Source organism: Flaviaestuariibacter amylovorans (genome assembly GCF_039541815.1).
Taxonomy (GTDB): Bacteria; Bacteroidota; Bacteroidia; order Chitinophagales; family Chitinophagaceae; genus Flavisolibacter; species Flavisolibacter amylovorans.
The window spans coordinates 392,906-417,315 of sequence record NZ_BAABGY010000006.1 but is presented as its reverse complement, the minus strand read 5'-3'; the positions used below and the strand labels follow the sequence as shown (position 1 = coordinate 417,315).

Below are 24,410 nucleotides of genomic sequence, written 5' to 3'. Positions count from 1 at the left end.
TTGTTGGTAAAAAATGGGGTTAGAGGATTTCGAGGCCGGTTTTTCTATAGTGCTCCAGGAGGGGTGCCTCCGGGGGTAGTTCGGTGATGATGGTATGGATGCGCGATAGCGGGCATACCTGTATCTTCTGCACGGTATCGATCTTCTCGGAAATGCTGAGGGAGACGACGCGCGCCGAGCGCTCGATCATGGCGCGCTTTACCTGTGCCACTTCCAGGTCGGAGTCGGTTAGACCCTGTGTTACATGGAGGGCGTTGGTGCCGAGGAAGCAGAGGTCGGCGTTGAACTGGCCGATGCGGGCTACGGCGTCGGGGCCCACGGTAAGCTGCGCATCGCGCGACACGCGGTCGCCGATGAAGATGACCTCGAGGTTGGGATGCCGGATGTATTCGTAGGCAGCCGGGAGCGAGCCGGTGATGAAGGTGGCCTGCAGGCGCTCGGGCAGGCAGCGGGCAAGCTCGATGATGGTGGTGCCGCCCGTGGTGAACACGAACATGCCGTCCTGTATGAGGTTGATGGCCTTCTGGGCGATGATCTTCTTCTGCTCGAGCGAGTAGATGTCGGCATTACCAAGGGCGGGGCGGAAGGAGCAGGAAATGGCCCCTCCGTGTACCTTGATAATCCGGCCGGCTTCGGCAAGCTCCGCAAGGTCGCGGCGGATCGTGTCTTCCGACACGCTGATCTTCTGGCTGAGGTCGGTCGACAGCACCTTATTGTGGAGGTGCAGCTGGTGGATGATAAATTCCTGGCGCTCGCGTTTCAGCATGGAGGGGAGCTTTTCTGAGCCAAATAAAGGCAAATGCTCACAAAAACGCAAGCCTACCGTCAAAAAACCGCACAAAACCGCAAAATGTTGAAGAAACCCGGTGAAGATCCCGGGCGACGGGTGTACAGCAGCGGCCAAAATAAGCCGCCTTGCCGATCCCAAACGTTCGTGAGCCCAACCGGTTCCAATGCCTGCGCCACGCCGGCGGTCCCTGTAAAATGAAAAAGTCTTGCCGGAGCAAGACTTTTTTTGTGGGACGTACTGAATTCGAATCAGTGACCCCTTCCATGTCAAGGAAGTACTCTAACCAACTGAGCTAACGTCCCGGGGGGTGTAAAAGTAAGGCAATTAGTAATTAAAATCTCAGATCGGTGATCTCGGATCTGAGATCTTTTGTGTTCCCATCTAAAAAGAGCACCAACTCTGGGGTATGGAGAAGATCACAGATCTGCGATCCGCGATCTGACATCTCACATTCCGCGGCGTTTCATCTCGCGCTGTAACAGCATGAGCTCGCGTCCGGTTTGCCCGCCCACGGAGGTGTTCTCCTGCGCACGGCGCATCAGGTAGGGCACCACGTCGCCGATGGGGCCAAAAGGCAGGTATTTGCTGACGCTGCAGCCGGCGCCGGCAAGGTTATAGGTGATGTTGTCGCTCATGCCGAACAGCTGGCTGAAATGCACGCGCGGGTGGTTCATCGGGAGGCCTTTCTCGCGCAGCAGCTGCACGCCGAGGGCGTTGGAATGTTCGTTGTGCGAAGCAATGATCACCGCCACCACATCGAGCTGGTCCATGCACAGCCGCACGGCGGCATCGTAGTCGCGGTCGGAGCTTTCCTTCGTAGGCTGGATGGGCGAAGGATAGCCCATCTCCTGGGCGCGCTTGCGCTCCTTTTCCATGTAGGCGCCCCGCACCAGCTTGGCGCCCAGCACGAAGCCGCGCTCCCGGGCCGCGTCCACCGACTGCTTCAGAAAGGCAAGGCGGTCGTGCCGGTAGAGCTGGATGGTGTTGTAGAGCACCACGCGGTCGCGGTTATAGCGATCCATCATGATCATCGTGAGCGCATCCACCGGGTCCTGGATCCAGGTCTCCTCGGCATCCACGAGCACGCCCACGTTGCTGCGCACGGCGGCCGTGGAAATGCGTTCCATCCGATCGGCCACGCGGCGCCATTCGGCAGCCTCGGCTTCGGAGAGCAGCGCCAGGGCGGCCTCGTAGCGCTTTACCAGCGAGGGAGCCTCGGTGGTGGCCATCAGCGAATCAAGGCGCTCCAGCAGCGCAAAGCGCGCAAAACCGGTGACCTTGATGCTCATGTAGGGGATGTTGGGCTGGGTGGCAGCGTAGTCGATCACGCGGATGAACTCCTGGCAGGCGAGCTCAAACGACTCCTCCCCTTCTTTGCCTTCGACGCCATAGTCGAGGATGACCTGCACGTTGGAAGCGGCGAGGCGGGCAGCCACGGTTGCGGTCTCGTCGAGGGTTTCGCCGCCCACGAACTGGCGGAAGATCGTTTTCCGGATGATGCCTTTCACCGGCAGGCCGGCGCGGATGCTCCAGGGAGCGAGGCGGGTACCCACCTGCACGAGCCAGGGCTTGCCCATCAGGCCGAACAGCCAGTGGGCTTGTTTAAGCTCCTTATCAGATTTGTTGGCAAAAGCAATCGCAGTGTTATCGAAGGATAAAGGGGAATTCATATGCGGGGCAAAGGTACAAGAACAACGGTTCAGAGGGTTCTTAAGGTTCTGAAGGTTTTTAAGGTTCCTAGGGTTTTTCTGGCTTCGCGCTTCCCGATCAACGCACGCCTATTGTTTTTTTACGGATCCTTCAGAACCATCACAGCCCCAAGAACCCGTCAGAACCATATCTCCCCCCGTACCTTTGGGCCCCAAATCACGTTTTTATGCAGACCAGAAAGCCCTCCGATAGCTATACGATGATGACCGAGCTCGTGCTCCCCAACGACACCAATGTGTTCGGTAACCTGATGGGCGGCCGCCTCATGTACTGGATGGACATTGCCGCCGCCATCGCCGCGCAGCGGCACTGCAACGCGCCGGTAGTGACCGCCTCCGTCGACAACATCTCCTTCGAAAACCCCATCAAGCTGGGTAACACCGTGCACATCGAAGCCAAGGTAACGCGTGCCTTCAATACGTCGATGGAAGTGCACCTCAAGGTGTGGGGCGAGGACTTCACGCAGCAGTTCAAATACAAGAGCAACGAGGCCTACTACACGTTCGTGGCGCTCGACCCGAACCGCCGCCCGCGCGTGGTGCCCGGCCTCGAGCCCGAGACCGACGAAGACCAGAAGCTGTACGAAGGCGCGCTGCGCCGCCGCCAGGTGCGCCTCATCCTCGGAGGTAAGATGAAGCCGGACGATGCCGTGGAGCTGAAGGCGCTGTTTACGAAAGACTGAAGTCTTCCAAGGCAAAATTCAAAAGTAAAAAGCTGCGGCTCGAATAGTCTCAAACGAAACGGCCACTCCGAAATGCGGAGTGGCCGTTTCTGTAAAAAAGGACCCACCAGGGACATCCTTTTGACTTTTGAATTTTTACTTCAAATAAGCCGAATACATCCACACCAGCTTCTCCTGCTCGCGGATATAATCGCTCATAAGGGCCGCGGTACCTTCGTCGCCGGCCTCACCGGCCGCGTCGGCGATGGAGCGCTGGAGCACGAGCAGCGATTGGAAGGAGTCGAGGATGCTTTGCATGGCTTCCTTGCCGCCCGAAATATTCTTCGCTTCCTTGATGGTGGCGATAGCGGTGTAATCACTGAAGGTGTGCAGCGGCGTGTTGCCCAGCGTGAGGATGCGCTCGGCAATTTCATCCACCTTTACGAGCAGGTCGTTGTAGAGTTCTTCGAACTTGGCGTGCAGCTCGAAGAAGCGGTCGCCGGTGATGTTCCAGTGAAAGCCGCGCGCGTTGATGTAGAACACCTGGTAGTTCGCCAGCAGCTGGTTGAGCTGGCCCGACAGGTCTTTCGATTTCTCCGTATCTAATCCGATCTTGTTCATATGCCTGTTTTTTTTGTGGGAGGATGCCTCAAATTTAGGGCCGGGACCTCACCCCCTGCCCCTCTCCAGTGGAGAGGGGTGCCTCTTTGGAAAATGCAGTACACCATTCGAACTTGTATTCAGTTTGAACATGCAGGTAATGCAATGCGACATTCGTGTAACAGTTCGGACTTTGTTCCGCAAACACAAAAAAGACCGCCCGAAGGCGGTCTGACAGATATTTAGGAAAATGACGCGGGAAGCGACCCCTTACTAATAAACCAATAGACCAATAAACCGAAAACTCACGCCGTGAGTTTTTGATCCTTCCACTGGTGCGGGCCCTGCATCATGAAGCGCTTGCTTTGCTCGATGGCGTCCATCACCTGCTCCAGGATCACCTCGGGAGCGGCGTCGTAGTCGATCTGCATCGGCTCCTTGAAGGTAACCGACAGCGGCACGCCGCGCTTCTTGAACTTGAGGCCTTTCTTGTCGAAGGCGCGCCAGAAGCCCTGGATCACCACGGGGATCACGGTGGGCCGCATCTGCTTGATGATGTAGGCGGTGCCCTTGCGGCCCGGCGCATAGGGCTTGGTAGTGCCCTGCGGGAAGGTGATCACCCAGGCCCGGTCGAGCGAGCGCTGGATCTTACGGGTGTCGGAGGGATCGAGGCCACGGCGTGTCTCATTGCCGTCCTTCTTCCAGGTACGGCGCACCGTGAGGGCGCCGGCAAGCGTGAAGAGCCGGGAGATCCACGAGCTGCGCATCGTTTCCTCCGCCGCCACGTAGTACACGCGGGTGAACGGGTTCAGCAGGTAATAGGGAATGCCGAGACGGTTCTTCTTGCGCCATTTCACCGCACAGAAGATGTGCAGGAAGGTGATGACGTCGGCAAAATAGGTCTGGTGGTTGGAGACGAACAATACGTTGCGGGTGGGCAGGTCCTGAATGTGCTCGGTGCCGCTGATCTTCAGCCGGTTCACCAGCATCAGGCCGGGGTAGGAAAAGATGCCCACGAGTGCATAGACGACCTTCCTGACCAGGGGGTACTCCGCCAGTTTTTTCCAGATACTCATTGGTTCAAGCAATTGGGCGGTAAAGGTACGTGTTTCGGAATTGTTAAGAGCGCGGCGCCCCGGTATGCATTTCCGTTACTTAGTAACTCTTACCGGTAACAAAAACGGCACACCATGAAAAAATCATTCCTCTCCTTCCTGCTGGCGGTCGCCTGCCTGGGCGCCCCGGCCCAGTCTCCGGCGGCCTCCTATCCTTTCCCCCGTACCATTTCGGTCACCGGCACGGCCGAGCAGGAGCTTGTGCCCGATGAGATCCATGTGCAGGTCGAGCTCAAGGAATACGGCCGCCCCGGCGCACCCAAAGTAACCCTCGACGGGATCCGCCGGCAGTTCCTGAACACGGTGCGGAGCCTCGGCATCGCCGACTCGCTCGTGAACGTTGTTTCCTACGATGGCTATAACGACGCGGAATGGTGGGAACGCAAGCGCAACCGCAAGGACCAGCTGCAGGCATCGGTCACCTACGGCGTCAAGCTGCGGAGCACGGCACAGGTCAACGAGCTGGTAGATCGCCTCGACCCACACGCGACCCAGAACTTCCAGGTGGCGCGGGTATCGCACAGCCGCATCACCGAGATCCGCCGGCAGCTCAAGATCGCCGCCGTGAAGGCCGCCAAAGAAAAAGCGGCATACATGGCCGAGGCCTCCGGCGACCGCATCGGCGAAACGGTGTCGATCAACGAGAACAGCGACAACGCCGACGGGCCCGTGTGGTGGCGCTCCGGCGGCATGATGACCAACACCGTGCTGCAGGGCCCGCGAAGCGAAGATGCCCAGGAAGGCGCACCCGGCTTCCAGAAGATCCGGCTCAAATTCGAGGTCGCCGCCGTATTTGCGCTGAAGTAGCCTTATTGGGCAACCAACGGCATCGTGGCCGATACCGGGCCCGAAAACGCAACGTAATAAAGACCTGCCGGCAACGCCCCGGTGCGGAGCTCCTGTTGCAGGCTCCCGCCCGTATGCACGCGCGCCACCCGGCGCAGCTCGAGGCCGGAGGCCGTATAAATACGGAACGTGTACGCGCCCGCCGGAAGCGAGGCCGCTCCGAACAGCAGGCGCTCACCGCGAAGCGGGTTCGGTTGCAGGCTAAGTCCCCGGGGCTGCTCCGCGCCAACGGGCAGCACGGCACTCAGCACGGAGCGCCCGCTCCACTCCCGCGCTGCGATGCGGTACCAGAGTCTGCCGGCGGGTGCGGTACGGTCGGCATACCGATAGGAAGCGCTTGCCCCGTTGTTGACCCGGGGCGCAACTGTGGCCACGGTGGCAAACCGGATCCCGTCGCTGCTGCGCTCCACCGCGTAGCTCGTTACCTGGGCTTCGGTGGCATTGGTGAACTCCAGCTGCGCGCCTTCGGAGCCGCGTTGTGCGCGCACGGCAGTAAAACGAACCGGCAGCACGCCCGAAACATTGGCCACGGCAAAGGGCGAAAACTCGCTCTGCTCTGTGATGGTAACCGAACGGGTGCCACCCGGGGTGCCGGCAGGCATTCCTGCGCTCCCTCTGCCTGCCCAGGCGCCGTTATGGTAATTGAACACGCGCACCGGGTCGCCCGTTTTGAAGTCAGCACCAACCTGGCCCGCGTCCTCGTATTGCAGCGTGATGCTGGCGCCCGAAGGCGTACCTGCCGGGGTGATGAACCAGGTGCGTTGTACGGACTTATCACTCTCCACAGGGGATTCCGCATTATACACGCCATCGGTCACCAGCACGCCATAGTCCATGCCGCCGCCATCGGAGATGACGACCGGGTTGTACGTGCTGCGCCCCACCGGGAAGGTCCGTGCGGCTGCACCGACATTCTTCAGGATCAACTCACCGGTACCGCTGGTCTTGATATAGACGGCTCCGGTTCTGATCACCTCGCCCCACACCGACAGATCGTAGTTGCCGATGTCGAGCATGGTATTGAGAAGGGTAACGTGGCCCAGCACGAAGGTGCTGGTGCCGAGGGTCTTGGTGCCGCCGCCCGTCACTACGAGCTCGTCGTAGTCGGCACGCCCCGGTATCACCTGGTTGCCGGCATAAGTGAACCAGACGCTGCTGTTGCTGCCCAGCGTCATCCCGTTGCTCACGGTCTGCGGCGATGCGGAGGTGGCGTGCTCGTAGGCGCCGTTGATGGTAATGCGGTTGCTGCTGCTGAAGGTGCCGTTATGGCCCTGGTGCACGATCTTGACACCGGCAGGCACCGTGATCGCGGAGCTGTTGCTCCAGGTGTCGTTGGCCCGAATGGTAATGGTCTGGCCGTCGCGGAAATCGCCCGACGGAGCGGTGGAAAGGCCCGACAGCGCCACCCATTGGTACGTGCCGAGCAGGAGCGTATATTTCTCCCAGTTGAGGGGGTTGTTGAGGGAAACGCTGCCGAGGAGGCCGTTTGACCGGTAATCGCCCGGTTGCTGGGCAGCGGCGGTAACAGTAAAAATACGGGACAGCAACAGCAGTGCCGCCAGGCTACGGAACAGAGACATGCACAGTTGGTTTTGGTTTGTTTTCGGATGCGGTTCCGTTGGCGGGACTACCAAGATACACTGTCGCGCTAAAGCTCAGCCCTAATGGGAGCAACCATTGGCGGCGATCAGGGATCATTTTAAAGCCGACTACCCCAAAACACTTATATACCGTATTAATACAATGCCCCGGCGCGGCACAAGCAGGTGGACGGGCATAAAAAAAGTCCCGACGTTACCGTCGGGACTTTGCTATTTGAAAATCGTTGAAGATTAAGCTTCGGGGGTGTTGCTGCCGGAGTTGTTCTTCTCTTCTTTCTGGAGGCGCTCCTTGATCTGGGCGAGGGCGCCGAGGTCGCCGAGGGTCGGCTTCTCGACTTTCTGCTGCAGGTTCTTGACGGCCTTCGTGGTCGACTCCGCGTTGGCGCGGGCTTCCTTACGCATGGCGTCTTTCTCTTCCTGCTTGGCAGCTTCCCAGGTGCGGGTGTGCGATACCACGATGCGCTTCTCGTTGCGATCGAACTCGATCACCATGAACGGAGCCACTTCGTCGGCACCTACGCTCTTACCATCTTCCTTCGCGAGGTGACGGTTGGGAGCGAAACCTTCCAGGCCGTAAGGCATCTGCACGATGGCGCCTTTGTCGTCCTTGCGGATAACGGTGCCTTCATGCACGGAAGTGATGGCGAAGGTGTCCTGCAGGGTGTTCCAGGGATCTTCTTCGAGTTGCTTGTGACCCAGCTGCAGCTTGCGGTTGTCCTTGTCGATGCCCAGGATGGCCACTTCGATGCGCTCGCCCACTTTCGTGAACTCGCTGGGGTGGTTGTAACGCTTCAGCCAGCTCAGGTCGGAGATGTGGATCATACCGCCGATGCCCTGGCTCAGCTCTACGAATACGCCGTAGGGGGTGATGTTCTTCACCGTGCCCTGGTGGCGGCTGCCTTCGGGGAAGTTCACCTCGATGTCGTTCCAGGGATCCTGGGAAAGCTGCTTGATCGAGAGGCTCATCTTGCGGCTGTCCTTGTCCAGGGTAACGATCTTGGCTTCATGCTCGTCGTTGAGCTTGAAGAACTCCTTGGCATTGATGGGGGTATTGGCCCAGGTGATCTCGGAAACGTGCACGAGGCCTTCTACGCCCGGCATGATCTCGAGGAATGCACCATAGTCTTCGATGTTCACGACGCGGCCTTTGACCACAGCACCTTCGTGGATGTTCTCAGGCAGCACATCCCAGGGGTGCGGGGTGAGTTGCTTGAGGCCGAGGGAGATACGCTTCTTCTCGTCGTCGAAGTCCAGAACTACTACGTTCAGCTTCTGATCGAGCTTCAGCACCTCGCTCGGGTGGTTGATACGACCCCAGCTGATATCGGTGATGTAGAGGAGACCGTCGAGGCCGCCGAGGTCCATGAACGCACCGAAGTCGGTGATGTTCTTCACGGTACCTTCCAGCACCTGGCCTTTCTCCAGCTGACCGATGATCTGGGCACGCTGTGCTTCGATATCGCTCTCGATGAGGGCTTTGTGCGATACTACGGCGTTCTTGATGGCTTCGTTGATCTTCACCACCTTGAACTCCATCGTCTTGCCTACGAACTGGTCGTAGTCGGTAACGGGCTTCACGTCGATCTGCGAACCCGGCAGGAAGGTCTCCATACCGAATACGTCTACGATGAGGCCGCCTTTCGTCTTGGAAGTAACGGTACCGGTAACGATCTCTCCGGTCTTGTGTACTTCAACGATGCGCTCCCAGGCACGGGTAATGCGGGCCTGCTTGCGGGAGAGGTTGAGGTTACCGTCGCGGTCTTCTTTCTCCACCACCATCACTTCTACTTCATCACCGACCTTCAGGCCCTGGATGTCGCGGAATTCGTTGAGGGAAACGAGGCCGTCCGACTTGAAGCCGATGTTCAGCACCACGTCGGTCTTGGTGATACCCACCACGAGGCCTTTGATCAGCTCGCCGTCGTTCAGCTGAACGAACGTGCCTTCGTACACCTTGTCGTACTTCTGCTGCTCTTCCTTGCTGTAGGTAGCTACGTTGCGCTTGTCGATGCTCCAGTCGAAGTCGTCGTGAGCGGTCTCTACGCGGGGCGCCTTCTCAGCCTTGGGGGCTGCAGCTTCGGCTACGGGAGCAGCTTCGGCAGCTTCCGTTGCGGCAGGGGCATTTGTTGTCGCGGTAGTGGCTTCCGTAGCTTCTGTCTGTGCTACAGGGGCCGTCTCCTGGCCTTCCGCGTTTTGGTTAACAATCTGATTTTCTTCCATAAAATTTCCCGAGGGTTTTGTTCGGGGGTGCAAAGATAGCCAATCCGCCCCATTCGGCACCCGGCTGAGGCCGCCCGAAACCGCCTTTTTGGCGATTTTTTTCATTGAAAATCAACGGGAACCGGCCGGCCGTTTCCATAGGGAGGGGATCGCTCAAAGGCGGCGCGCCGATTTAACGCGAAGGCGCAAAGAGGCCTTTCCCGGTTGTTTACGGGTACAGCCGTTGATTTGCAACAGCGAGCCTGCTGCGTTTCCCATTTTTTCAGGAGCGCGAAGAGGAAGCCCGCACGCGCGCTTCAGCAGGCTCGCCTCCCGCCCTTTTTCGCTAAGTTTGGGAATCCCATGAGGCACCACTACTGCTTATTCCTCTTCTTTGCCGGGCTGCCGCCGGGCCTCCGCGCCCAGACCGCTCCCCCGGAAGCCGCCGTTGGACTTTCGGGACACCTCGGCTCCTTCATCACCAAGATGAGCAAGGCCGACCTGCTCAAAGATTCTTACAGTGAGTTGGTTGCCGTAGAATGGAGCCGCAGCACGGCGCACGCACCCCGTACCCGCCTGGGCGCGGTGCTCCTGCACGGCAACTCGGGCAGCCGGCAATACGTCGGGGCAGTCACGGCCCTGCTGGGCTTTGTAGACCGAACCCTGGTCACGGCCGGACCTGTGCGCCTGCATGCCCGTCTGGGCATCGGGCCCGGACGGATCGCCCGCCCCTTCGACGCGGCCACCAACCCGAAGAACTCGCTGCTCGGCAGCCACCTGAACGCCGCCCTCCAAGGGTCCCTGTTCGGGGAGCTGCATATCGGCCGGCACTGGTCCTGGAACGCCGGTATCTCCTTTCTCCACCTTTCGAGCGGAGCGGCTTCGCTGCCCAACCTCGGGCTCAACATCCCGGCACTGACCACCGGCCTCTCCTACCGGTATGCGCAGACACCCCTGAAGCCGGTTCCGCCGGCACCGCCCGCCCGCCGCGCCCATTTCGAAACCTGGGCCTCTGCCGGGCGCAAGCAATGGCCGCTCGTCAACAGCCCGCGCCGCTGGGTGCAGGTACTCGGGATCGAATGGCAGCGCCGCTTCTCGGCAAACGGCCGCTATGGAGCCGTACTCCAGGTACTGCGCGACCCCACCCCGGTGTCGGGTGTCGATACACTCCAGAAGGCGCCGGGCGGCGGGGGCTGGCAGGCAGGGATCGGGGCCCAATACCTGATGGTGCTTGGCCGCCTCGAAGTGCCGGTGCAGGCCGGCGCGTACCTGTTCAACAAACGCGACGTCAACGCCTGGTACCAGACCTTGGGGGTACGCTACCGCTTCGCCGACCGCTGGCGCGCCGGCATCCACCTGAAGACCCATATGGGCCGCGCCGATTATTTTCACGCCGGTATCGGCTATCAATGGTAATGATGAAAACGCTTTGTTTTGCGATCGTACTGCTTGCGGCCGCCCTCCTTTCGGGATGCAGCCGCCCGGGCTGCTCCCAGCGCGCCGGTCGCGCGCAGCGCCTGCCCCGCACCGTTAATACCTTCTCCCACCTGGTGATCCAGGACAACATCAACGTGGTGCTCACCCAGGGCGACTCCTGCAGCGTCGACATCGAAACCGACGAAAGCCTCCAACCGGTGATCCTGGCCGAGGTGCACGGGCAGCAGCTCCACCTGCGCAATGCCGCCTCCTGCTCCTGGATCCGGCGCCCGGGCGAGTCCATCACCGCCTACGTCACCCTCCCCGACCTGAACCGGGTCGACTACCAGGGCTCCGGCAACGTCACCTGCACCGACACCCTGCACCTCGACTACCTTTCCGTGGAGGCCACGAACGGCGCCGGCACCGTGCGCCTCCTGCTCGACACGCGTTTCACGCTGGCCTACGTCAACAACGAGGTCGCTGACCTCGTGTTCGCGGGCCGCAGCGATTCGGCCTATGCCTACAGCGCTTCGCGCGGCGGCATCGACTTCCGAGATTTTGAAGTGAAACGGTTGGGGGCCGCCTTCGCTTCCGCGCGCGATGGCTACGTGTGGGCAACGGAAAGCCTGCAGGCAACGCTTTTCAATGCGGGCAACCTGTATTACCGCGGCACACCTGCGCGCATCGTCACCGATTACCGCAGCTCCGGTCGGGTGGCGCCGCTTCGCTAGAAGCTGTCTCTAAACCAATAGCGCGCTGGAGCATTGTGAAGCGTGAGGCGTCAGGCGGGAGAAGAAAGCCGTGCCTGTCGGACACTTAACGGCACGGTTCAAGCCTCACGCCTTACGACAATTTGCGGAGTGATCCATTTTAGTACGGCTTCTAGTCACCGCGCAGCAACAGGTCCGTCTTTCTCAGAATAAAATAGTTGAGGATTCCCCGGAACGAAAGTATTTCGATGGTGCGGGGGCGGTCTATCTCAAGCCGCTCCGTGAGCGCCCACTGGTCGATGATGCGGATCAGCGTGGCTGCATTCTCCTGGCTCAGGCGACCATCGGCATAGGGGTCGATCGGGATCCCGGTCCAGTGCTGATAGGTAAGAAAGATCGGCTCGAGTGCGGTAAGGCCGGCATCGTCGATGGAATAAAGGAGTTCCTTGCCGGTAGCATCATAGAGATCAAGCGCCATCTTCCGAAGTTACGCGGGCGTGCCGCTTCCTTTTAACCCGGCTGCGATCCACCCGCTCGTCCAGGCATGCTGGAAGTTGAAGCCGCCCGTGATGCCGTCGACGTCGAGTACTTCCCCGGCGAAATAAAGCCCCGGCACCTTGCGGCTCATCATCGTATTCGGGTCCACCTCGGAGAGCTGGATGCCCCCCGCTGTCACGAATTCTTCCTTGAAAGTGGTCTTGCCCTCCACGTGGAACACAGTGTCCGTAAGGGCGCGCACGAGCGCGTTCTCCGCCTTCGCGGGGAGGTCGGCAAAGCGCTGCTCCTCGGAGATACCCGACTGCCGGAGCAGGAAGTTCCAGAGGCGGGCGGGCAGCTGGCCCAGGTTGTGGTTTTCCAGCTTTTTCTGGGGATGCGTTTTACGGGCGTCGGCGATCGTGGCTTTCAGGTCGGCCTCGGTTTGCCCGGGCACCCAGTGCACGTGTGCTTTGAAGGAGTAACCGCCGGCGGCCAGTTCGCGGGCGCCCCAGGCACTGAGGCGCAGCACCGCCGGTCCGCTGAGGCCCCAGTGCGTAATGAGTACGGGTCCCTCCTCCTGCAGCTTGCTGCCTTCGATCTTGACGCGCGCCCGCTCCACGGCCACGCCCATCAGCGCCGTGATCGGGTGCTTCGGCAGGTTAAAGGTGAAGAGCGAAGGCGTGGGGTCGGCCACGGTATGACCGAGGGCTCGCAGCCAGTCGAACATCGGCGCCTTCGGGTAGCCGCCGGCCGCCACGCACACGAAGGGTGCGCGCAGCTCCTGCCCGCCGGCCAACGTCAGTACAAAGCCGTCGCCGGTCTTCTGCAGGGTCTTCACTTCGGCATTCATCCGGATGTCGACGCCGTAGCGGCCCGCCTCGCGCAGCAGGCATTCGATGACGGTTTCCGACGAATCCGTGACCGGGAACATGCGGCCGTCGGCCTCGGCCTTCAGGCGTACGCCGCGCTCCGCAAACCAGTCGATGCACTCGGCGCTGGAAAACTGGTGAAAGGTCTTCTTGACGAAGTTGTGTCCCCGCGGATAGCGCTTCGCGAATTCGACGGTGTCGAAGAGGTGGTGCGTCACGTTGCAGCGTCCGCCTCCGGATATACGCACCTTGGAAAGCAGCTTACTCGTCTTCTCGAGCAGCACCACCTTCAGCCCCGGGTGCATGCGGGCCGCATTCACCGCGCAGAAGAACCCGGCAGCGCCGCCGCCGATCACGATCAATTGTTGGGAGGAGTGGGACAAGGAGGTTTGATGTTTGGCGTCTGATGTTTGATGTTTCGGAACGATTTGCCACGTGGCTGAATGCGCTTCGGTGCCGGCCACCCACCTCAAACATCAAACTGAATAACGCGCTAATAGTCAGAAAACAACTCTTTATTGGCCTTCTCGGCAGCCTCGATCGGGGCGTAGTTGGAAAGTATGTCGGCCGTGCCCTTGCGTACACATACGTCGTGCTCGAAGTGTACCGACACCTTGCTGTCCTTGGTACGCACCGTCCAACCGTCGGAGTCGGTGAACACGTCCTTCCGGCCCATATTGATCATCGGCTCGATGGCGAGCACAAGGCCGTCTTTCAGTACCGGTCCCGAGCCGCGCTTGCCGTAGTTAGGCACTTGCGGGTCTTCGTGGAGCGAGCGGCCGAGTCCATGCCCCACGAGCTCGCGCACCACGCCGTAGCCGTTCTTCTTCTCGGTGTGCTCCTGGATGGCAAAGGCAATATCACCGATGCGGTTGCCTACCACGGCTTTTTCGATGCCCTTATAAAGCGATTCCTTTGTCACCTTCACGAGCTTTACCGCCTCCGGGCCGGGGTCGCCGATCATAAAGGTATACGCATGGTCACCATGCCAGCCGTCGAGGATCACGCCGACGTCCACCGACACCACGTCGCCTTCCTTCAGAGCGTAGTTGTTCGGAAAGCCGTGTACCACCACATCGTTTACGGAGATACAGGAGTTATACGGGTAGCCGTTGTAGTTGAGGAAGGACGGTATGGCGCCGTGATCGCGCACATAGGCGCCGATCACCTTGTCGATCGAAATGGTGCTGAGGCCCGGGCGCAGCATCGCGGCGATCTCCGCCAGCGTCTGGCTCACCAGCAGGGCGCTCTTGCGCATCGCCTCTACCTGCTCATTGGTCTTGTAATAAATCATCTGGACGGCAAAGATAATTCTCCGGGGCGGGGAAATTAAAAACTCAAAATTCAAAATTCAAAAGCGTTGGCGTCAAATAGCATTCCGCTGCAACTTCTCGCTACAGATTTCCGGAAGGTGCCTACGGGGAAACAAGCGTCCACCAGCAAGACAATTTTGACTTTTGAATTTTGCTTTTTGACTTAAAAAGAAAAACCCGGCAGCAAGCTACCGGGTTCTCTATAGAAAGGAGGTTCCTTCTTAAATGGAAGCCTGCGTCACCGTCTGGCGTCCCTGGATGCGACCGCCCTTCATGAGGCCATCGTACTGGCGCATGAGGAGCTGGGTCTCGATCTGCTGGAGCGTGTCGAGGATAACGCCCACCATGATCAGCAGCGAGGTGCCGCCGAAGAAGGTGGAGAAGTTGGCCGATACGCCGAGCAGCTGCGCGATACCGGGCAGGATACCGACGAGGGCCAGCAGGATGGCACCCGGGAGGGTGATCTTATCCATGATGGCGCCGATATAGTCGGCCGTGGGCTGGCCGGGCTTCACGCCGGGCACGAAGCCGTTGTTCTGCTTCAGGTTGTCGGCGATCTGCTTCGGGTTGAAGATAAGGGCCGTGTACAGGAAGGTAAACCCGATCACCACGGTGGAGTATACCACCATGTACCAGATGTTGGTATGGTCGGAGAATACGCCGGCGATGTTCTGCGAGGTCTCGCTGTTCTTGTTGAAGGAGAACAGCGTGGGCAGGAACATGATGGCCTGGGCGAAGATGATCGGCATCACACCGGCTGAGTTCACCTTGATGGGGAGGAACTGGCGGGCGCCACCACCGAACTGGCGGTTGCCGACGATCTGCTTGGCGTAGTTCACCGGGATCTTGCGCGTACCCTGAACGAGCAGGATACAGCCCATGATGATGGCGATGAGGATGGCGATCTCGATGATGAACACGAGAAGCATACCCACCGGCTGCGATTTGGCAGAGAATTCCTGGCCGAAGGCCTGCGGCAGGCGGGCGAGGATACCCACCATGATGATGATGGACGTACCGTTGCCGAGGCCCTTATCGGTGATCTTCTCGCCGAGCCACATCACGAAGAGGGTGCCGGCGGTGAGGAGCACCACGGTGGAGAGGTAGAAATACGACTGGTAGGCCGGAACGAGCGAAGCAATGTTCTGCTGCGTCATCTGGTTGAGGTAGCCCACGTAGGCCGAAGCCTGAACGAGGGTTACGATCACGGTGAGGTAGCGGGTCCACTGGTTGATCTTCTTACGACCGCTCTCGCCCTCTTTCTGCAGTTTCTGGAAAGAAGGTACGAGTACCGTCATCAGCTGCATGAAAATGGAGGCAGAGATATAGGGCATGATGCCGAGCGCGAAGATGGAAGCCTGGTTGAAGGCGCCACCGGCGAAGGCATCGATCATGCCGAGGATACCGCCCTGGTTCGCATCGGCCGCGGCCGGGTTGATCCGGATGCCGGGGAGCACGATGTGCGTACCGACGCGGTAGATGAAGATAAGAAGAAGGGTAACCAGGATCTTGCTGCGCAACTCCTCAATGCTCCAGATGTTCTTCAGCGTTTGGGTTAACTTTTTCACGGGAAATGTTTACGGTCCGAATTGAAAAAAAGACGCATGATCATTCATGCGCCTGTGCAATTTAAGGAAATTTACTTCACGATCTCAACGGAACCGCCGGCTGCTTCGATGGCTGCCTTTGCTTTCTCGCTCGCTGCGTTGATCTTGAAGGTGACCTTGGATTTCAGTTCGCCGTTGGCCAGTACTTTCACGCGGTCGGTCTGGCTGATGAGGCCGTTGGTATAGAGGTTCTCGAGGCTGAATTCTTTCAGCTCATACTTCTCAACGAGCTGGTCGATCTGGCCGAGGTTGAACACTTTGTACTCGATGCGGTTGATGTTCTTGAAGCCACGCTTCGGAACGCGACGCTGGATCGGCATCTGGCCACCTTCGTGGGCCATCTTGCGGGAATAGCCGGCGTTGCTCTGCTGGCCTTTGTTACCTTTTGTGGACGTGCCACCCTTACCGGAGGCTTCACCGCGGCCAATACGCTTCTCTTTGTGTACGGATCCTTTTGCAGGACGGAGTTCGTGCAGTTTCATACTGTTTGATTTTTACTTTCGGGGAATCGCCCCTCGCTTGTTAATGAATGGGATAATGGGAGAATGGGGTAATGGGATAATATGAAAACGGGAATTACCCCATCAGCACATTACCCCATTACCCCATTCGTTCTTAGGCTACTTCTTCTACGGTGATCATATGCTCCACCTTGCGCACCATACCCAGGATCTGGGGGGTGGCCTCCACTTCGCGGGAGGCGTTCATCTTGTTGAGGCCGAGGGCCTGCAAGGTGAGCTTCTGGCGCTCGGGGCGGTCGATGGGGCTCTTCACCAGCGTGATCTTGATCTTTTTCATGACAGTTTATTTGTGGTTTTACCAGGCTACGCAGGGATGTTTGTCATCCGGAGCGAAGCGAAGGATCAACCGTTGAATACTTTCTTCAGGTTGACGTTGCGCTGGCGGGCCACGGCGATCGGCTCACGCAGCATGGCGAGGGCCGTGAAGGTGGCCTTTACCACGTTGTGCGGGTTGGCGGAACCCAGCGACTTGGCCAGAACGTCGGTTACACCGGCGCTCTCGAGCACAGCGCGCATGGAACCTCCGGCGATCACACCGGTACCGTGAGCGGCCGGCTTGATCAGCACCTTGGCGGCGCCTACGCGGGCGAGCTGGTCGTGGGGAATGGTGCCGTGCATCACCGGAACCTTGATGAGGTTCTTCTTGGCATCTTCGATGCCCTTGGTGATGGCCTCCTGTACTTCCTTGGCCTTACCCAGACCGTGGCCAACCACGCCCTGCTCGTTGCCTACCACCACAAGGGCGGAGAAGCTGAACGTACGACCACCCTTGGTTGTCTTCACCACGCGGTTGATGGCCACAACCTTCTCTTTGAGTTCGAGGTCGCCGGCTTTTACTTTGTTTAAAGTTGCTTTTGCCATTTTCTTTTTTGACTTGATAAGCGCAATTGCTCAGTTAGGTATCAATGGGTCCGGCGGCCTCGAGGGGCCGCCGGGCCATCGTGATGAATTAGAATTGGAGGCCTCCTTCGCGGGCGCCTTCGGCAACTGCCTTAACGCGGCCATGATACAGGTTGCCACCACGATCGAAGACCACGGCCTCGAGACCGAGCTCCTTCGCCTTGCGGGCGATGGACTGGCCAACGAGCTTGCTCTTCTCGGACTTCGTGCCGCTCTGGGCAGCGATGTCCTTCTCGCGGGAAGAAGCGGAAGCAAGGGTTACGCCGTTGGTGTCGTCGATGAGCTGCACGTAGATATCGGAATTGCTACGGAATACAGACAGGCGGGGCTTCTGCGCCGTACCGGCCACCTTGCGGCGGATGCGGTAGCGGATGTTTTGTCTGCGCGTTAATTTCTGAGCTGTTCTCATTTTATTTGAGTTTGGGGCCTTGATACTGCCAAAGCCTCGTGTTATTGAAGATTATTTACCAGCAGCCTTACCAGCCTTCTTACGTACCACTTCGCCCTGGTAGCGAACACCTTTGCCTTTGTACGGCTCAGGCTTGCGGAGCGAGCGGATCTTGGCGGCAACCTGGCCCAGCAGCTGGCGGTCGATACCTTCGAGGGTGATGAGGGGGTTCTGGCCTTTTTCCTGGGCCGTGGCGACCTTGAGCTCCTGGGGGATCTCGAGGAGGATGTTGTGCGAGTAGCCAAGGGAGAGGTCGAGCAGGTTGCCGGTGTTGGCAGCCTTGAAACCTACACCTACGAGCTCCAGCTTCTTGACGTAACCTTCGGTTACACCTCGTACGAGGTTGGCAACCAGGGCGCGGCTGAGGCCGTGCAGGGCACGGTGGCGGATCTGGTCGGTGGGGCGGGTGATGGTGATGGTGCCATCGGCGACGTTCACAGTGATATCGCGGTCGATGGGCTGGGTCAGCTCACCCTTCGGGCCCTTCACTTTAACAACGTTGTCGTTGCCTACGGTGACGGTAACACCGGCAGGAATCGTGATCGGGGCTTTACCTATACGTGACATGATTTATACGTTTAAATGTGTTTATGCTTCCGTTCCACCGGCCGGTCAGCCTAGTATAGCTTCGGCTTAATGTACCGGTGGGATTCGATTAATAGATATAGCAAAGTACCTCGCCGCCTACGTTCTGCGACTTGGCTTCCTTGTCGGTCATCACACCCTTGGAGGTGGAGATGATGGCGATGCCGAGGCCGTTCTTCACGCGACGGAAGTCGGCAGGCTTCGCGTAGTGGCGCAGACCCGGACGGCTCACGCGCTCCAGGCTCTGGATGGCCGGGGTCTTCGTGGCTGCGTCGTACTTCAGGGCGATCTTGATCAGGCCCTGCTTGTTGTCGTCTTCAAACTTGTACTTCAGGATATAACCCTGGTTGTACAGGATCTCCGTCATGCGCTTCTTCAGGTTCGAAGCCGGGATCTCAACGATACGGTGACCGGCCATCTGAGCGTTACGGATGCGGGTCAGGAAATCTGCGATAGGATCTGTTACCATATTAAGGCCCTCCTACACCCCGCCGGAGCGGGATAATTGGATAATTTGAGTGTTAAATGTTGTTAAGTACACACCCCTCTCCTTGCGAAAAGGGACGCAAAGGTAGCGAAAAGATCTGAGGATGCCAGAGGTGATGATCTCAGATCTCGTTAAAGATCTGGGATCTCCACATCAGAGATCTGAGATCCGTTCTTACCAGCTGGCCTTCTTCAGACCGGGGATCATGCCGTTCAGCGCCATATCGCGCAGGGCGATACGGGAGATGCCGAAGTAGCGGCTGTACGCACGCGGACGGCCGGTGAGCTGGCAGCGGTTGCGCAGACGCACGGGCGAAGCGTTGCGGGGAAGTTGGTCCAGGGCAGCGTAGTCGCCGGCAGCCTTGAGGGCAGCGCGCTTCTCAGCAAACTTCTGTACCAGCACTTCGCGCTTACGCTGTCTTGCCTTTACGGATTCTTTAGCCATGTTATGAGTTTGTAATTTTTAGTTTGTAGTTTCTCGTTCGACGGAGCAGTGTGCTAAAAGCATTATCCCATTAGCACATTACCCCATCAGCACATTACTTCTTGATATTCTTGAAGGGCATGCCCAGCTCTTTCAGGAGCTCGTACGCTTCTTCGTCGGTGTTGGCAGTGGTCACGAAGGTGATGTCCATACCCGTGATCTTGTTCACCTTGTCGATGTCGATTTCCGGGAAGATGATCTGCTCGAGTACACCCATGGTGTAGTTGCCGCGGCCGTCGAAGCTCTTCTCGTTCACACCTTTGAAATCGCGCACGCGGGGAAGCGATACGGAGATGAGACGGTCGAGGAATTCGTACATCTTGTCGCCACGCAGCGTTACGCGGGCGCCGATGGGCATGTGCTTACGGAGCTTGAAGTTCGAGATGTCCTTCTTGGAGAAGGTAGCCACGGCTTTCTGACCGGCGATGGTGGTCAGTTCTTCCACGGCGATGTCCACGAGCTTCTTGTCGTTGACGGCACCGTTCACACCACGGTTGATCGAGATCTTCTCGAGGCGGGGCACCTGCATGTTGGAGGAGTAGCCGAAACGCTTCATGAGCGCGTTCACTACTTCGTCCTTATACTTCGTCTTCAGTCTGGGGGTTGCTGTTGTCGTTGCCATTACTTGATTTCCTCCCCTGATTTTTTAGAGATTCGAACTGATTTACCGTTGTTCTTCTGGCGCTTCACCTTGGAGCCCTGCTTGCCGTCCCACAGCATTACGTTGCTGATCTGGATCGGGGCTTCGGTCTTCACGATGCCACCCTGCGTATTCTGTGCGGAGGGCTTCGTGTGCTTGGTGATGATGTTCACACCTTCAACGATCACTTTACCTGCCTCTACCAGCACCTCTTTCACGAGGCGGGGCTTCGTCAGGTCCTTGTCGTCGCCGGCGATCACGACCACCTGGTCGCCCTTCCGGATATTGTACTTGGGTTTAAATCTTGTTTTCATTGTTGTTCCTCTTTGGGATGTTTATACTTTCCTGATACTGCCAGGAATACATTTTATTTCGTTCCGGATCACACCGGCTTCCGGGGCTTAGAGCACCTCGGGAGCCAGGGAGATGATCTTCATGTAGCCTTTGTCGCGGAGCTCGCGGGCAACGGGCCCGAAGATGCGGGTACCGCGGGGCTCATCGGAGGCGTTGAGGATCACAACGGCGTTGTCGTCGAAGCGGATATAGGAACCGTCCTTGCGGCGGAGCTTGTTCTTGGTGCGCACGATAACGGCTTTGGCAACAGTACCTTTCTTGATACCGCCGGCCGGGATGGCGTCCTTCACGGTCACCACGATCTTGTCGCCTACACGGGCATAACGCTGACCGCTGTTACCCAGTACGCGGATGCAAAGCACCTCTTTGGCGCCGCTGTTGTCCGCTACCATGAGACGGGATTCTTGCTGGATCATTTTCTTTAAGCTTTTGACCCCTCCCCGGAGGTGGGGTCGTTTAAAAACATTATTGTTAATGTAGTGCCGGCTGCCGCTCCTCCCCTTTCGGAAAGCAACGACCCACGACGCTTAGTTTACTTCACTTTCTCTACGATCTCCACGAGTCTCCAGCGCTTCGTCTTGCTCAGCGGACGCGTTTCCATGATGCGCACTACGTCGCCGATAGAAGCTTCGTTCTTCTCGTCGTGTGCGTGGAACTTGGTCGTCTTCTTCACGAACTTGCCGTAGATGGGGTGCTTTACTTTACGCTCAACAGCGACGGTGATGGTCTTCGTCATTTTGTTGGACGTAACCACACCGATACGGGTTTTGCGCAGGTTTCTTGCTTCTTCGGCAGCTGCTGCTGTGGTATTTACTGTTTCAGCCATTGTTATAAGCTTTGAGCGGTGAGCTGCGAGCCTTGAGCGTTCAACGCTCTTAGCCCAGGCCCGCTGCTAATTATGCACTAAGTTGTTTCTTCTGTAATTCGGTTTTCAGGCGGGCGATATCGCGGCGCAGGTTGCGGATGCTCATGGGGTTCTCCAGGGGAGACATAGCATGGGCGAACTCCATCTTGCGTAAGCGCATCTCGTCCTCCGCGATGCGGGCGGACAGGTCCTGGGCGTTGAGGCCCTGGATGCTCTTGGTGAAATCGGATGTCTTCGACATGATCTAAAGTTTAATCAGTTATTAAATGCTCCATGGCTTCGTTCCCTTCGCCATGTTGGCACGGCCCTTAGGCGGTGATGAGGTCGCGACGCTTCACGAACTTGGTCGCGATCGGCAGCTTGCCGGCGGCCAGGTCGAGTGCACCCTTGGCTACCTCTTCCGTCACACCGTCGATCTCGAAGATGATGCGGCCCGGCTGCACCACGGCTGCCCAGTACTCGAGGTTACCCTTACCCTTACCCATACGTACCTCTGCAGGCTTGTTGGTGATCGGCTTGTCGGGGAAAATGCGGATCCACACGTTACCTTCCCGCTTCATGTGACGGGTGAGGGCCTGGCGGGCCGCTTCGATCTGGCGCGCGGTGATCCAATGATCTTCCAGCGCCTTCAGTGCGTAAGAACCAAAGGAAATCGTGGCGCCACGCTTGGTGTTACCCTTCATGCGGCCTTTTTGCACTTTCCGGTGTTTTGTTCTTTTCGGCTGTAACATATTATTTCTGTTTTTGACCGGATCGCTCCGATCCCGTTATGTTATTGTTTTCAATTCGATTTCAGATTTCAGATTTCGGATTTCAGATTCAGAAAAATCTGAAATCTGACATCATCACATCTGAGATCTCTTAGCGACGGCCACCGCCACCGCTGCGGCCACCACGGTCACCACCGCCACGACCACCACGGTCGCCACCACGGCCGCCACGATCACGGTCGCGGTCGAAGCCACCGGTCGAGCGCGGGCCATTGGCCTGCTCGGCGCCGATTACGTTGGGGTTCAGGTCGCGCTTCACCAGGATTTCGCCTTTGCAGATCCATACTTTGATACCGATCTTGCCGTACACGGTTTGTGCAAACACGTTGGCATAATCGATATCCATACGGAAGGTGTGCAGCGGCGTGCGGCCTTGCATGAAGGTCTCGTTACGGGCGATCTCAGCGCCGGCCAGACGGCCGCTCAGCTTGATCTTGATGCCTTCGGCGCCCATGCGGAGCGTGGAAGCGATGGCCATCTTCGTAGCGCGCTTGAAGTTGATGCGGTTCTCGATCTGGCGGGCGATGGTATCGCCTACGATCATCGCATCGAGCTCGGGGCGACGGATCTCCAGGATGTTGATCTGCACGTCCTCTTTGCCGGTGAGCTTCTTCAGCTCTTCCTTGATGCGGTCGACCTCACCACCACCTTTACCGATGATGATGCCGGGCTTCGACGTGTGGATGGTCACGATCAGCTTACCGAGCGTGCGCTCGATAACGATCTTCGACACACCACCCTTGTTGATGCGGGCGTTGAGGTAAGTGCGGATCTTGTTATCCTCGATCAGCTTATTGGCAAAGTCTTTTTTGTTACCATACCAGTTGGATTCCCATCCACGGATGATACCTAAACGGTTACCAATAGGATTTGCTTTTTGACCCATTGTTCTGTATTGATACGTTTATTGATTAGTTGTTTTTCGCGTCTACGATGACAGTAACGTGGTTCGAACGCTTACGGATCTTGTAACCACGACCCTGGGGAGCCGGACGCATACGCTTCAGTGTGCGGGCACCATCCACGAAGATGGTCTTCACAACCAGCGCACCCTCGTCACCACCTTCGTTCTTCTGCTTCCAGTTGGAGATGGCGCTCAGTACGAGCTTGCGCAGGGGAACTGCGGTGTGCTTCGTATGGTGCTCCAGCACGGCGAGTGCTTTCTCCACCTGCATGCCGCGGATCAGATCGGCCATGAGGCGCATCTTGCGGGGTGACGTGGGATAATTTCTCAGTTTAGCTACTGCTTCCATTGTATTGAGTTTTTAGCGGCAAGGAGCGATTAACCCTTCTTGCTTGCGTGTCCTTTAAAGTTGCGGGTCGGAGCAAATTCGCCGAGCTTATGTCCTACCATGAATTCGGTAACATAAACCGGGATGAACTTGTTGCCGTTGTGCACGGCAAAGGTGTGACCTACGAAGTCCGGGGTGATGGTCGAGCGGCGGCTCCAGGTCTTGATCACGCCTTTCTTGCTTTTGCCATCGTTCATAGCAACCACTTTGTCTTCAACGTGGTGGGCTACATACGGACCTTTTTTAATTGAACGAGCCATATTCTAGATTCTGATTTCTGTTTTTGAATGAGGTTTTGCTTCGCTTACTTGGCCAGCTTCTTACCGTTCGAACGCTGGATGATCAGCTTGTCGCTGCTCTTGCCCTTCGTACGGGTCTTCAGGCCTTTGGCGATCTTGCCGGTACGGCTGCGGGGGTGACCACCGGAGGCGCGGCCTTCGCCACCACCCATCGGGTGATCCACCGGGTTCATCGCAACGCCACGGTTACGGGGCTTGATGCCCTTCCAGCGGCTGCGGCCGGCCTTACCGAGCGACTCGAGCGAGTGGTCGCTGTTTGAAGCAACACCTACCGTTGCATAGCAGTTGATCAGCACCTTGCGGAGTTCGCCGCTCGGCATCTTCAGAACGGCATATTTCTCTTCCTTGTTCGACAGCTGTGCGGAGGCACCTGCGGAGCGGGCGATCTTGCCACCCTGGCCCGGCTGGAGCTCGATGTTGTGCACCACGGTACCGAGGGGCATGTTCTTCAGCTGGAGGGCGTTACCGAGTTCGGGAGCAACGGCGTCGCCGGAGATCACTTCGGCGCCTACCTGCAGGCCCTGGGGAGCGATGATGTAACGCTTCTCGCCGTCTGCATAGTTCAGCAGGGCGATGAAGGAGGTACGGTTCGGGTCATACTCGATCGTAGCCACCTTGCCGGGGATGTTGTGCTTGTTGCGCTTGAAGTCAACAAGACGGTACATCTGCTTGTGACCGCCACCGATGTAGCGCATCGAGCGACGGCCCTGGCTGTTACGGCCACCCGTGCCCTTCTTGGACTCTACCAGCGACTTCTCAGGAACGTTGGTAGTTACTTCTGCATAAGCATTGCCGATGCGCCAGCGTGTGCCTGCGGTGATCGGTTTGAATTTTCTTACTGCCATGACT

General features: G+C 58.2%; 31 protein-coding genes and 1 tRNA gene. 4 read left to right on the top strand and 28 right to left on the bottom strand.

Annotation, left to right across the window (positions count from 1 at the left end; all coding sequences use genetic code 11):
• Nucleotides 1–19: 19 nt before the first annotated feature.
• The 3 genes from ABD937_RS08105 to ABD937_RS08095 form a co-directional block, all read right to left on the bottom strand.
• Nucleotides 20–766 (bottom strand): DeoR/GlpR family DNA-binding transcription regulator, encoded by a 747-nt coding sequence (locus ABD937_RS08105; protein WP_345254934.1) that lies wholly within the window; start codon nt 764–766, stop codon nt 20–22.
• Between the two features lie 252 nt (nt 767–1,018).
• Nucleotides 1,019–1,092 (bottom strand) — tRNA-Val (locus ABD937_RS08100).
• 144 nt (nt 1,093–1,236) lie between these two features.
• A complete protein-coding gene (locus ABD937_RS08095; RefSeq protein WP_345254932.1) occupies nt 1,237–2,460 on the bottom strand; it encodes a proline dehydrogenase family protein in 1,224 nt (407 codons plus the stop codon).
• A 206-nt stretch (nt 2,461–2,666) separates the two neighbouring features.
• Here ABD937_RS08095 and ABD937_RS08090 point away from each other — a divergent pair, with 206 nt between their 5' ends.
• Entirely contained in the window at nt 2,667–3,182 is a 516-nt protein-coding gene (locus ABD937_RS08090; RefSeq protein ID WP_345254931.1) for an acyl-CoA thioesterase, read from the top strand.
• A gap of 135 nt (nt 3,183–3,317) precedes the next feature.
• Here ABD937_RS08090 and ABD937_RS08085 read toward each other — a convergent pair whose 3' ends face one another.
• Together ABD937_RS08085 and ABD937_RS08080 are read right to left on the bottom strand one after the other, a co-directional pair.
• A complete protein-coding gene (locus tag ABD937_RS08085) occupies nt 3,318–3,782 on the bottom strand; it encodes a Dps family protein (protein ID WP_345254929.1) in 465 nt (154 codons plus the stop codon).
• 284 nt (nt 3,783–4,066) lie between these two features.
• On the bottom strand, nt 4,067–4,837 hold the full coding sequence (locus tag ABD937_RS08080) for a lysophospholipid acyltransferase family protein (protein ID WP_345254927.1): 771 nt from the start codon (nt 4,835–4,837) through the stop codon (nt 4,067–4,069).
• A gap of 114 nt (nt 4,838–4,951) precedes the next feature.
• Between ABD937_RS08080 and ABD937_RS08075 the strand changes: the two genes are divergently transcribed.
• Complete coding sequence (locus ABD937_RS08075) at nt 4,952–5,683, top strand: SIMPL domain-containing protein (protein WP_345254926.1); 732 nt, start codon at nt 4,952–4,954, stop codon at nt 5,681–5,683.
• 2 nt (nt 5,684–5,685) lie between these two features.
• On the opposite strand, the gene ABD937_RS08070 is transcribed toward ABD937_RS08075, so the two are convergent.
• Both ABD937_RS08070 and rpsA read right to left on the bottom strand, forming a co-directional pair.
• A complete protein-coding gene (locus ABD937_RS08070) occupies nt 5,686–7,302 on the bottom strand; it encodes a hypothetical protein (protein WP_345254925.1) in 1,617 nt (538 codons plus the stop codon).
• A gap of 252 nt (nt 7,303–7,554) precedes the next feature.
• On the bottom strand, nt 7,555–9,543 hold the full coding sequence (gene rpsA, locus ABD937_RS08065; protein ID WP_345254924.1) for a 30S ribosomal protein S1: 1,989 nt from the start codon (nt 9,541–9,543) through the stop codon (nt 7,555–7,557).
• Between the two features lie 342 nt (nt 9,544–9,885).
• Here rpsA and ABD937_RS08060 point away from each other — a divergent pair, with 342 nt between their 5' ends.
• Nucleotides 9,886–10,938 (top strand): acyloxyacyl hydrolase, encoded by a 1,053-nt coding sequence (locus ABD937_RS08060; protein ID WP_345254923.1) that lies wholly within the window; start codon nt 9,886–9,888, stop codon nt 10,936–10,938.
• Complete coding sequence (locus ABD937_RS08055) at nt 10,938–11,672, top strand: GIN domain-containing protein (protein WP_345254922.1); 735 nt, start codon at nt 10,938–10,940, stop codon at nt 11,670–11,672. The genes ABD937_RS08060 and ABD937_RS08055 overlap by 1 nt, the downstream gene beginning before the upstream one ends.
• Before the next feature lie 151 nt (nt 11,673–11,823).
• On the opposite strand, the gene ABD937_RS08050 is transcribed toward ABD937_RS08055, so the two are convergent.
• The 21 genes from ABD937_RS08050 to rplB form a co-directional block, all read right to left on the bottom strand.
• A complete protein-coding gene (locus tag ABD937_RS08050) occupies nt 11,824–12,129 on the bottom strand; it encodes a hypothetical protein (protein ID WP_345254921.1) in 306 nt (101 codons plus the stop codon).
• 9 nt (nt 12,130–12,138) lie between these two features.
• Entirely contained in the window at nt 12,139–13,380 is a 1,242-nt protein-coding gene (locus ABD937_RS08045; protein ID WP_345254920.1) for a BaiN/RdsA family NAD(P)/FAD-dependent oxidoreductase, read from the bottom strand.
• Nucleotides 13,381–13,490: 110 nt separating this feature from the next.
• Nucleotides 13,491–14,291 (bottom strand): type I methionyl aminopeptidase, encoded by an 801-nt coding sequence (gene map / locus ABD937_RS08040; protein WP_345254919.1) that lies wholly within the window; start codon nt 14,289–14,291, stop codon nt 13,491–13,493.
• A 240-nt stretch (nt 14,292–14,531) separates the two neighbouring features.
• Nucleotides 14,532–15,878 (bottom strand): preprotein translocase subunit SecY, encoded by a 1,347-nt coding sequence (secY, locus tag ABD937_RS08035; protein WP_345254918.1) that lies wholly within the window; start codon nt 15,876–15,878, stop codon nt 14,532–14,534.
• Between the two features lie 71 nt (nt 15,879–15,949).
• Nucleotides 15,950–16,399, bottom strand: a complete 450-nt coding sequence (rplO, locus tag ABD937_RS08030) for a 50S ribosomal protein L15 (RefSeq protein WP_345254917.1) — start codon at nt 16,397–16,399, stop codon at nt 15,950–15,952.
• Between the two features lie 133 nt (nt 16,400–16,532).
• The gene (gene rpmD, locus ABD937_RS08025; protein WP_345254916.1) at nt 16,533–16,715 is read right to left on the bottom strand and encodes a 50S ribosomal protein L30; all 183 of its coding nucleotides are present in this window, start codon (nt 16,713–16,715) and stop codon (nt 16,533–16,535) included.
• Between the two features lie 65 nt (nt 16,716–16,780).
• The gene (rpsE, locus tag ABD937_RS08020; protein ID WP_345254915.1) at nt 16,781–17,299 is read right to left on the bottom strand and encodes a 30S ribosomal protein S5; all 519 of its coding nucleotides are present in this window, start codon (nt 17,297–17,299) and stop codon (nt 16,781–16,783) included.
• 88 nt (nt 17,300–17,387) lie between these two features.
• Complete coding sequence (gene rplR / locus ABD937_RS08015) at nt 17,388–17,747, bottom strand: 50S ribosomal protein L18 (protein ID WP_345254914.1); 360 nt, start codon at nt 17,745–17,747, stop codon at nt 17,388–17,390.
• A gap of 51 nt (nt 17,748–17,798) precedes the next feature.
• Complete coding sequence (gene rplF / locus ABD937_RS08010) at nt 17,799–18,353, bottom strand: 50S ribosomal protein L6 (protein ID WP_345254913.1); 555 nt, start codon at nt 18,351–18,353, stop codon at nt 17,799–17,801.
• Nucleotides 18,354–18,441: 88 nt separating this feature from the next.
• Nucleotides 18,442–18,840 carry a 30S ribosomal protein S8 gene (rpsH, locus tag ABD937_RS08005; RefSeq protein ID WP_345254912.1) on the bottom strand — a complete coding sequence of 133 codons (399 nt, stop codon included), beginning with the start codon at nt 18,838–18,840 and terminating at the stop codon, nt 18,442–18,444.
• Between the two features lie 192 nt (nt 18,841–19,032).
• On the bottom strand, nt 19,033–19,302 hold the full coding sequence (gene rpsN / locus ABD937_RS08000; RefSeq protein ID WP_345254911.1) for a 30S ribosomal protein S14: 270 nt from the start codon (nt 19,300–19,302) through the stop codon (nt 19,033–19,035).
• Between the two features lie 94 nt (nt 19,303–19,396).
• The gene (rplE, locus tag ABD937_RS07995; protein ID WP_345254910.1) at nt 19,397–19,963 is read right to left on the bottom strand and encodes a 50S ribosomal protein L5; all 567 of its coding nucleotides are present in this window, start codon (nt 19,961–19,963) and stop codon (nt 19,397–19,399) included.
• Nucleotides 19,963–20,295 carry a 50S ribosomal protein L24 gene (rplX, locus tag ABD937_RS07990; RefSeq protein ID WP_345254908.1) on the bottom strand — a complete coding sequence of 111 codons (333 nt, stop codon included), beginning with the start codon at nt 20,293–20,295 and terminating at the stop codon, nt 19,963–19,965. The genes rplE and rplX overlap by 1 nt, the downstream gene beginning before the upstream one ends.
• Nucleotides 20,296–20,382: 87 nt before the next feature.
• Nucleotides 20,383–20,751, bottom strand: coding sequence for a 50S ribosomal protein L14 (gene rplN / locus ABD937_RS07985; RefSeq protein ID WP_345254906.1), 369 nt, complete (start codon nt 20,749–20,751; stop codon nt 20,383–20,385).
• Nucleotides 20,752–20,867: 116 nt separating this feature from the next.
• Nucleotides 20,868–21,161 (bottom strand): 30S ribosomal protein S17, encoded by a 294-nt coding sequence (gene rpsQ, locus ABD937_RS07980; RefSeq protein ID WP_345254905.1) that lies wholly within the window; start codon nt 21,159–21,161, stop codon nt 20,868–20,870.
• Nucleotides 21,162–21,231: 70 nt separating this feature from the next.
• Nucleotides 21,232–21,441 carry a 50S ribosomal protein L29 gene (gene rpmC / locus ABD937_RS07975; protein ID WP_345254903.1) on the bottom strand — a complete coding sequence of 70 codons (210 nt, stop codon included), beginning with the start codon at nt 21,439–21,441 and terminating at the stop codon, nt 21,232–21,234.
• Between the two features lie 67 nt (nt 21,442–21,508).
• Entirely contained in the window at nt 21,509–21,931 is a 423-nt protein-coding gene (gene rplP / locus ABD937_RS07970; RefSeq protein WP_345254901.1) for a 50S ribosomal protein L16, read from the bottom strand.
• Between the two features lie 130 nt (nt 21,932–22,061).
• Nucleotides 22,062–22,856: a 30S ribosomal protein S3 gene (rpsC, locus tag ABD937_RS07965; protein WP_345254899.1), complete on the bottom strand. Its 795-nt coding sequence runs from the start codon at nt 22,854–22,856 to the stop codon at nt 22,062–22,064.
• Nucleotides 22,857–22,881: 25 nt separating this feature from the next.
• The gene (gene rplV / locus ABD937_RS07960) at nt 22,882–23,223 is read right to left on the bottom strand and encodes a 50S ribosomal protein L22 (protein WP_345254898.1); all 342 of its coding nucleotides are present in this window, start codon (nt 23,221–23,223) and stop codon (nt 22,882–22,884) included.
• Nucleotides 23,224–23,252: 29 nt separating this feature from the next.
• Nucleotides 23,253–23,522: a 30S ribosomal protein S19 gene (gene rpsS, locus ABD937_RS07955; RefSeq protein ID WP_345254895.1), complete on the bottom strand. Its 270-nt coding sequence runs from the start codon at nt 23,520–23,522 to the stop codon at nt 23,253–23,255.
• A gap of 44 nt (nt 23,523–23,566) precedes the next feature.
• Nucleotides 23,567–24,406, bottom strand: coding sequence for a 50S ribosomal protein L2 (gene rplB / locus ABD937_RS07950; RefSeq protein WP_345254893.1), 840 nt, complete (start codon nt 24,404–24,406; stop codon nt 23,567–23,569).
• Nucleotides 24,407–24,410: the final 4 nt, after the last annotated feature.

Coding starts and splice junctions, on each gene's coding strand:
- ABD937_RS08105 (WP_345254934.1), bottom strand. CDS start 766: ATGCTGAAACGCGAGCGCCAGGAATTTATCATCCACCAGCTGCACCTC.
- ABD937_RS08095 (WP_345254932.1), bottom strand. CDS start 2,460: ATGAATTCCCCTTTATCCTTCGATAACACTGCGATTGCTTTTGCCAAC.
- ABD937_RS08090 (WP_345254931.1), top strand. CDS start 2,667: ATGCAGACCAGAAAGCCCTCCGATAGCTATACGATGATGACCGAGCTC.
- ABD937_RS08085 (WP_345254929.1), bottom strand. CDS start 3,782: ATGAACAAGATCGGATTAGATACGGAGAAATCGAAAGACCTGTCGGGC.
- ABD937_RS08080 (WP_345254927.1), bottom strand. CDS start 4,837: ATGAGTATCTGGAAAAAACTGGCGGAGTACCCCCTGGTCAGGAAGGTC.
- ABD937_RS08075 (WP_345254926.1), top strand. CDS start 4,952: ATGAAAAAATCATTCCTCTCCTTCCTGCTGGCGGTCGCCTGCCTGGGC.
- ABD937_RS08070 (WP_345254925.1), bottom strand. CDS start 7,302: ATGTCTCTGTTCCGTAGCCTGGCGGCACTGCTGTTGCTGTCCCGTATT.
- rpsA (WP_345254924.1), bottom strand. CDS start 9,543: ATGGAAGAAAATCAGATTGTTAACCAAAACGCGGAAGGCCAGGAGACG.
- ABD937_RS08060 (WP_345254923.1), top strand. CDS start 9,886: ATGAGGCACCACTACTGCTTATTCCTCTTCTTTGCCGGGCTGCCGCCG.
- ABD937_RS08055 (WP_345254922.1), top strand. CDS start 10,938: ATGATGAAAACGCTTTGTTTTGCGATCGTACTGCTTGCGGCCGCCCTC.
- ABD937_RS08050 (WP_345254921.1), bottom strand. CDS start 12,129: ATGGCGCTTGATCTCTATGATGCTACCGGCAAGGAACTCCTTTATTCC.
- map (WP_345254919.1), bottom strand. CDS start 14,291: ATGATTTATTACAAGACCAATGAGCAGGTAGAGGCGATGCGCAAGAGC.
- rplO (WP_345254917.1), bottom strand. CDS start 16,399: ATGAAACTGCACGAACTCCGTCCTGCAAAAGGATCCGTACACAAAGAG.
- rpmD (WP_345254916.1), bottom strand. CDS start 16,715: ATGAAAAAGATCAAGATCACGCTGGTGAAGAGCCCCATCGACCGCCCC.
- rpsE (WP_345254915.1), bottom strand. CDS start 17,299: ATGGCAAAAGCAACTTTAAACAAAGTAAAAGCCGGCGACCTCGAACTC.
- rplR (WP_345254914.1), bottom strand. CDS start 17,747: ATGAGAACAGCTCAGAAATTAACGCGCAGACAAAACATCCGCTACCGC.
- rplF (WP_345254913.1), bottom strand. CDS start 18,353: ATGTCACGTATAGGTAAAGCCCCGATCACGATTCCTGCCGGTGTTACC.
- rpsH (WP_345254912.1), bottom strand. CDS start 18,840: ATGGTAACAGATCCTATCGCAGATTTCCTGACCCGCATCCGTAACGCT.
- rpsN (WP_345254911.1), bottom strand. CDS start 19,302: ATGGCTAAAGAATCCGTAAAGGCAAGACAGCGTAAGCGCGAAGTGCTG.
- rplE (WP_345254910.1), bottom strand. CDS start 19,963: ATGGCAACGACAACAGCAACCCCCAGACTGAAGACGAAGTATAAGGAC.
- rplX (WP_345254908.1), bottom strand. CDS start 20,295: ATGAAAACAAGATTTAAACCCAAGTACAATATCCGGAAGGGCGACCAG.
- rplN (WP_345254906.1), bottom strand. CDS start 20,751: ATGATCCAGCAAGAATCCCGTCTCATGGTAGCGGACAACAGCGGCGCC.
- rpsQ (WP_345254905.1), bottom strand. CDS start 21,161: ATGGCTGAAACAGTAAATACCACAGCAGCAGCTGCCGAAGAAGCAAGA.
- rpmC (WP_345254903.1), bottom strand. CDS start 21,441: ATGTCGAAGACATCCGATTTCACCAAGAGCATCCAGGGCCTCAACGCC.
- rplP (WP_345254901.1), bottom strand. CDS start 21,931: ATGTTACAGCCGAAAAGAACAAAACACCGGAAAGTGCAAAAAGGCCGC.
- rpsC (WP_345254899.1), bottom strand. CDS start 22,856: ATGGGTCAAAAAGCAAATCCTATTGGTAACCGTTTAGGTATCATCCGT.
- rplV (WP_345254898.1), bottom strand. CDS start 23,223: ATGGAAGCAGTAGCTAAACTGAGAAATTATCCCACGTCACCCCGCAAG.
- rpsS (WP_345254895.1), bottom strand. CDS start 23,522: ATGGCTCGTTCAATTAAAAAAGGTCCGTATGTAGCCCACCACGTTGAA.
- rplB (WP_345254893.1), bottom strand. CDS start 24,406: ATGGCAGTAAGAAAATTCAAACCGATCACCGCAGGCACACGCTGGCGC.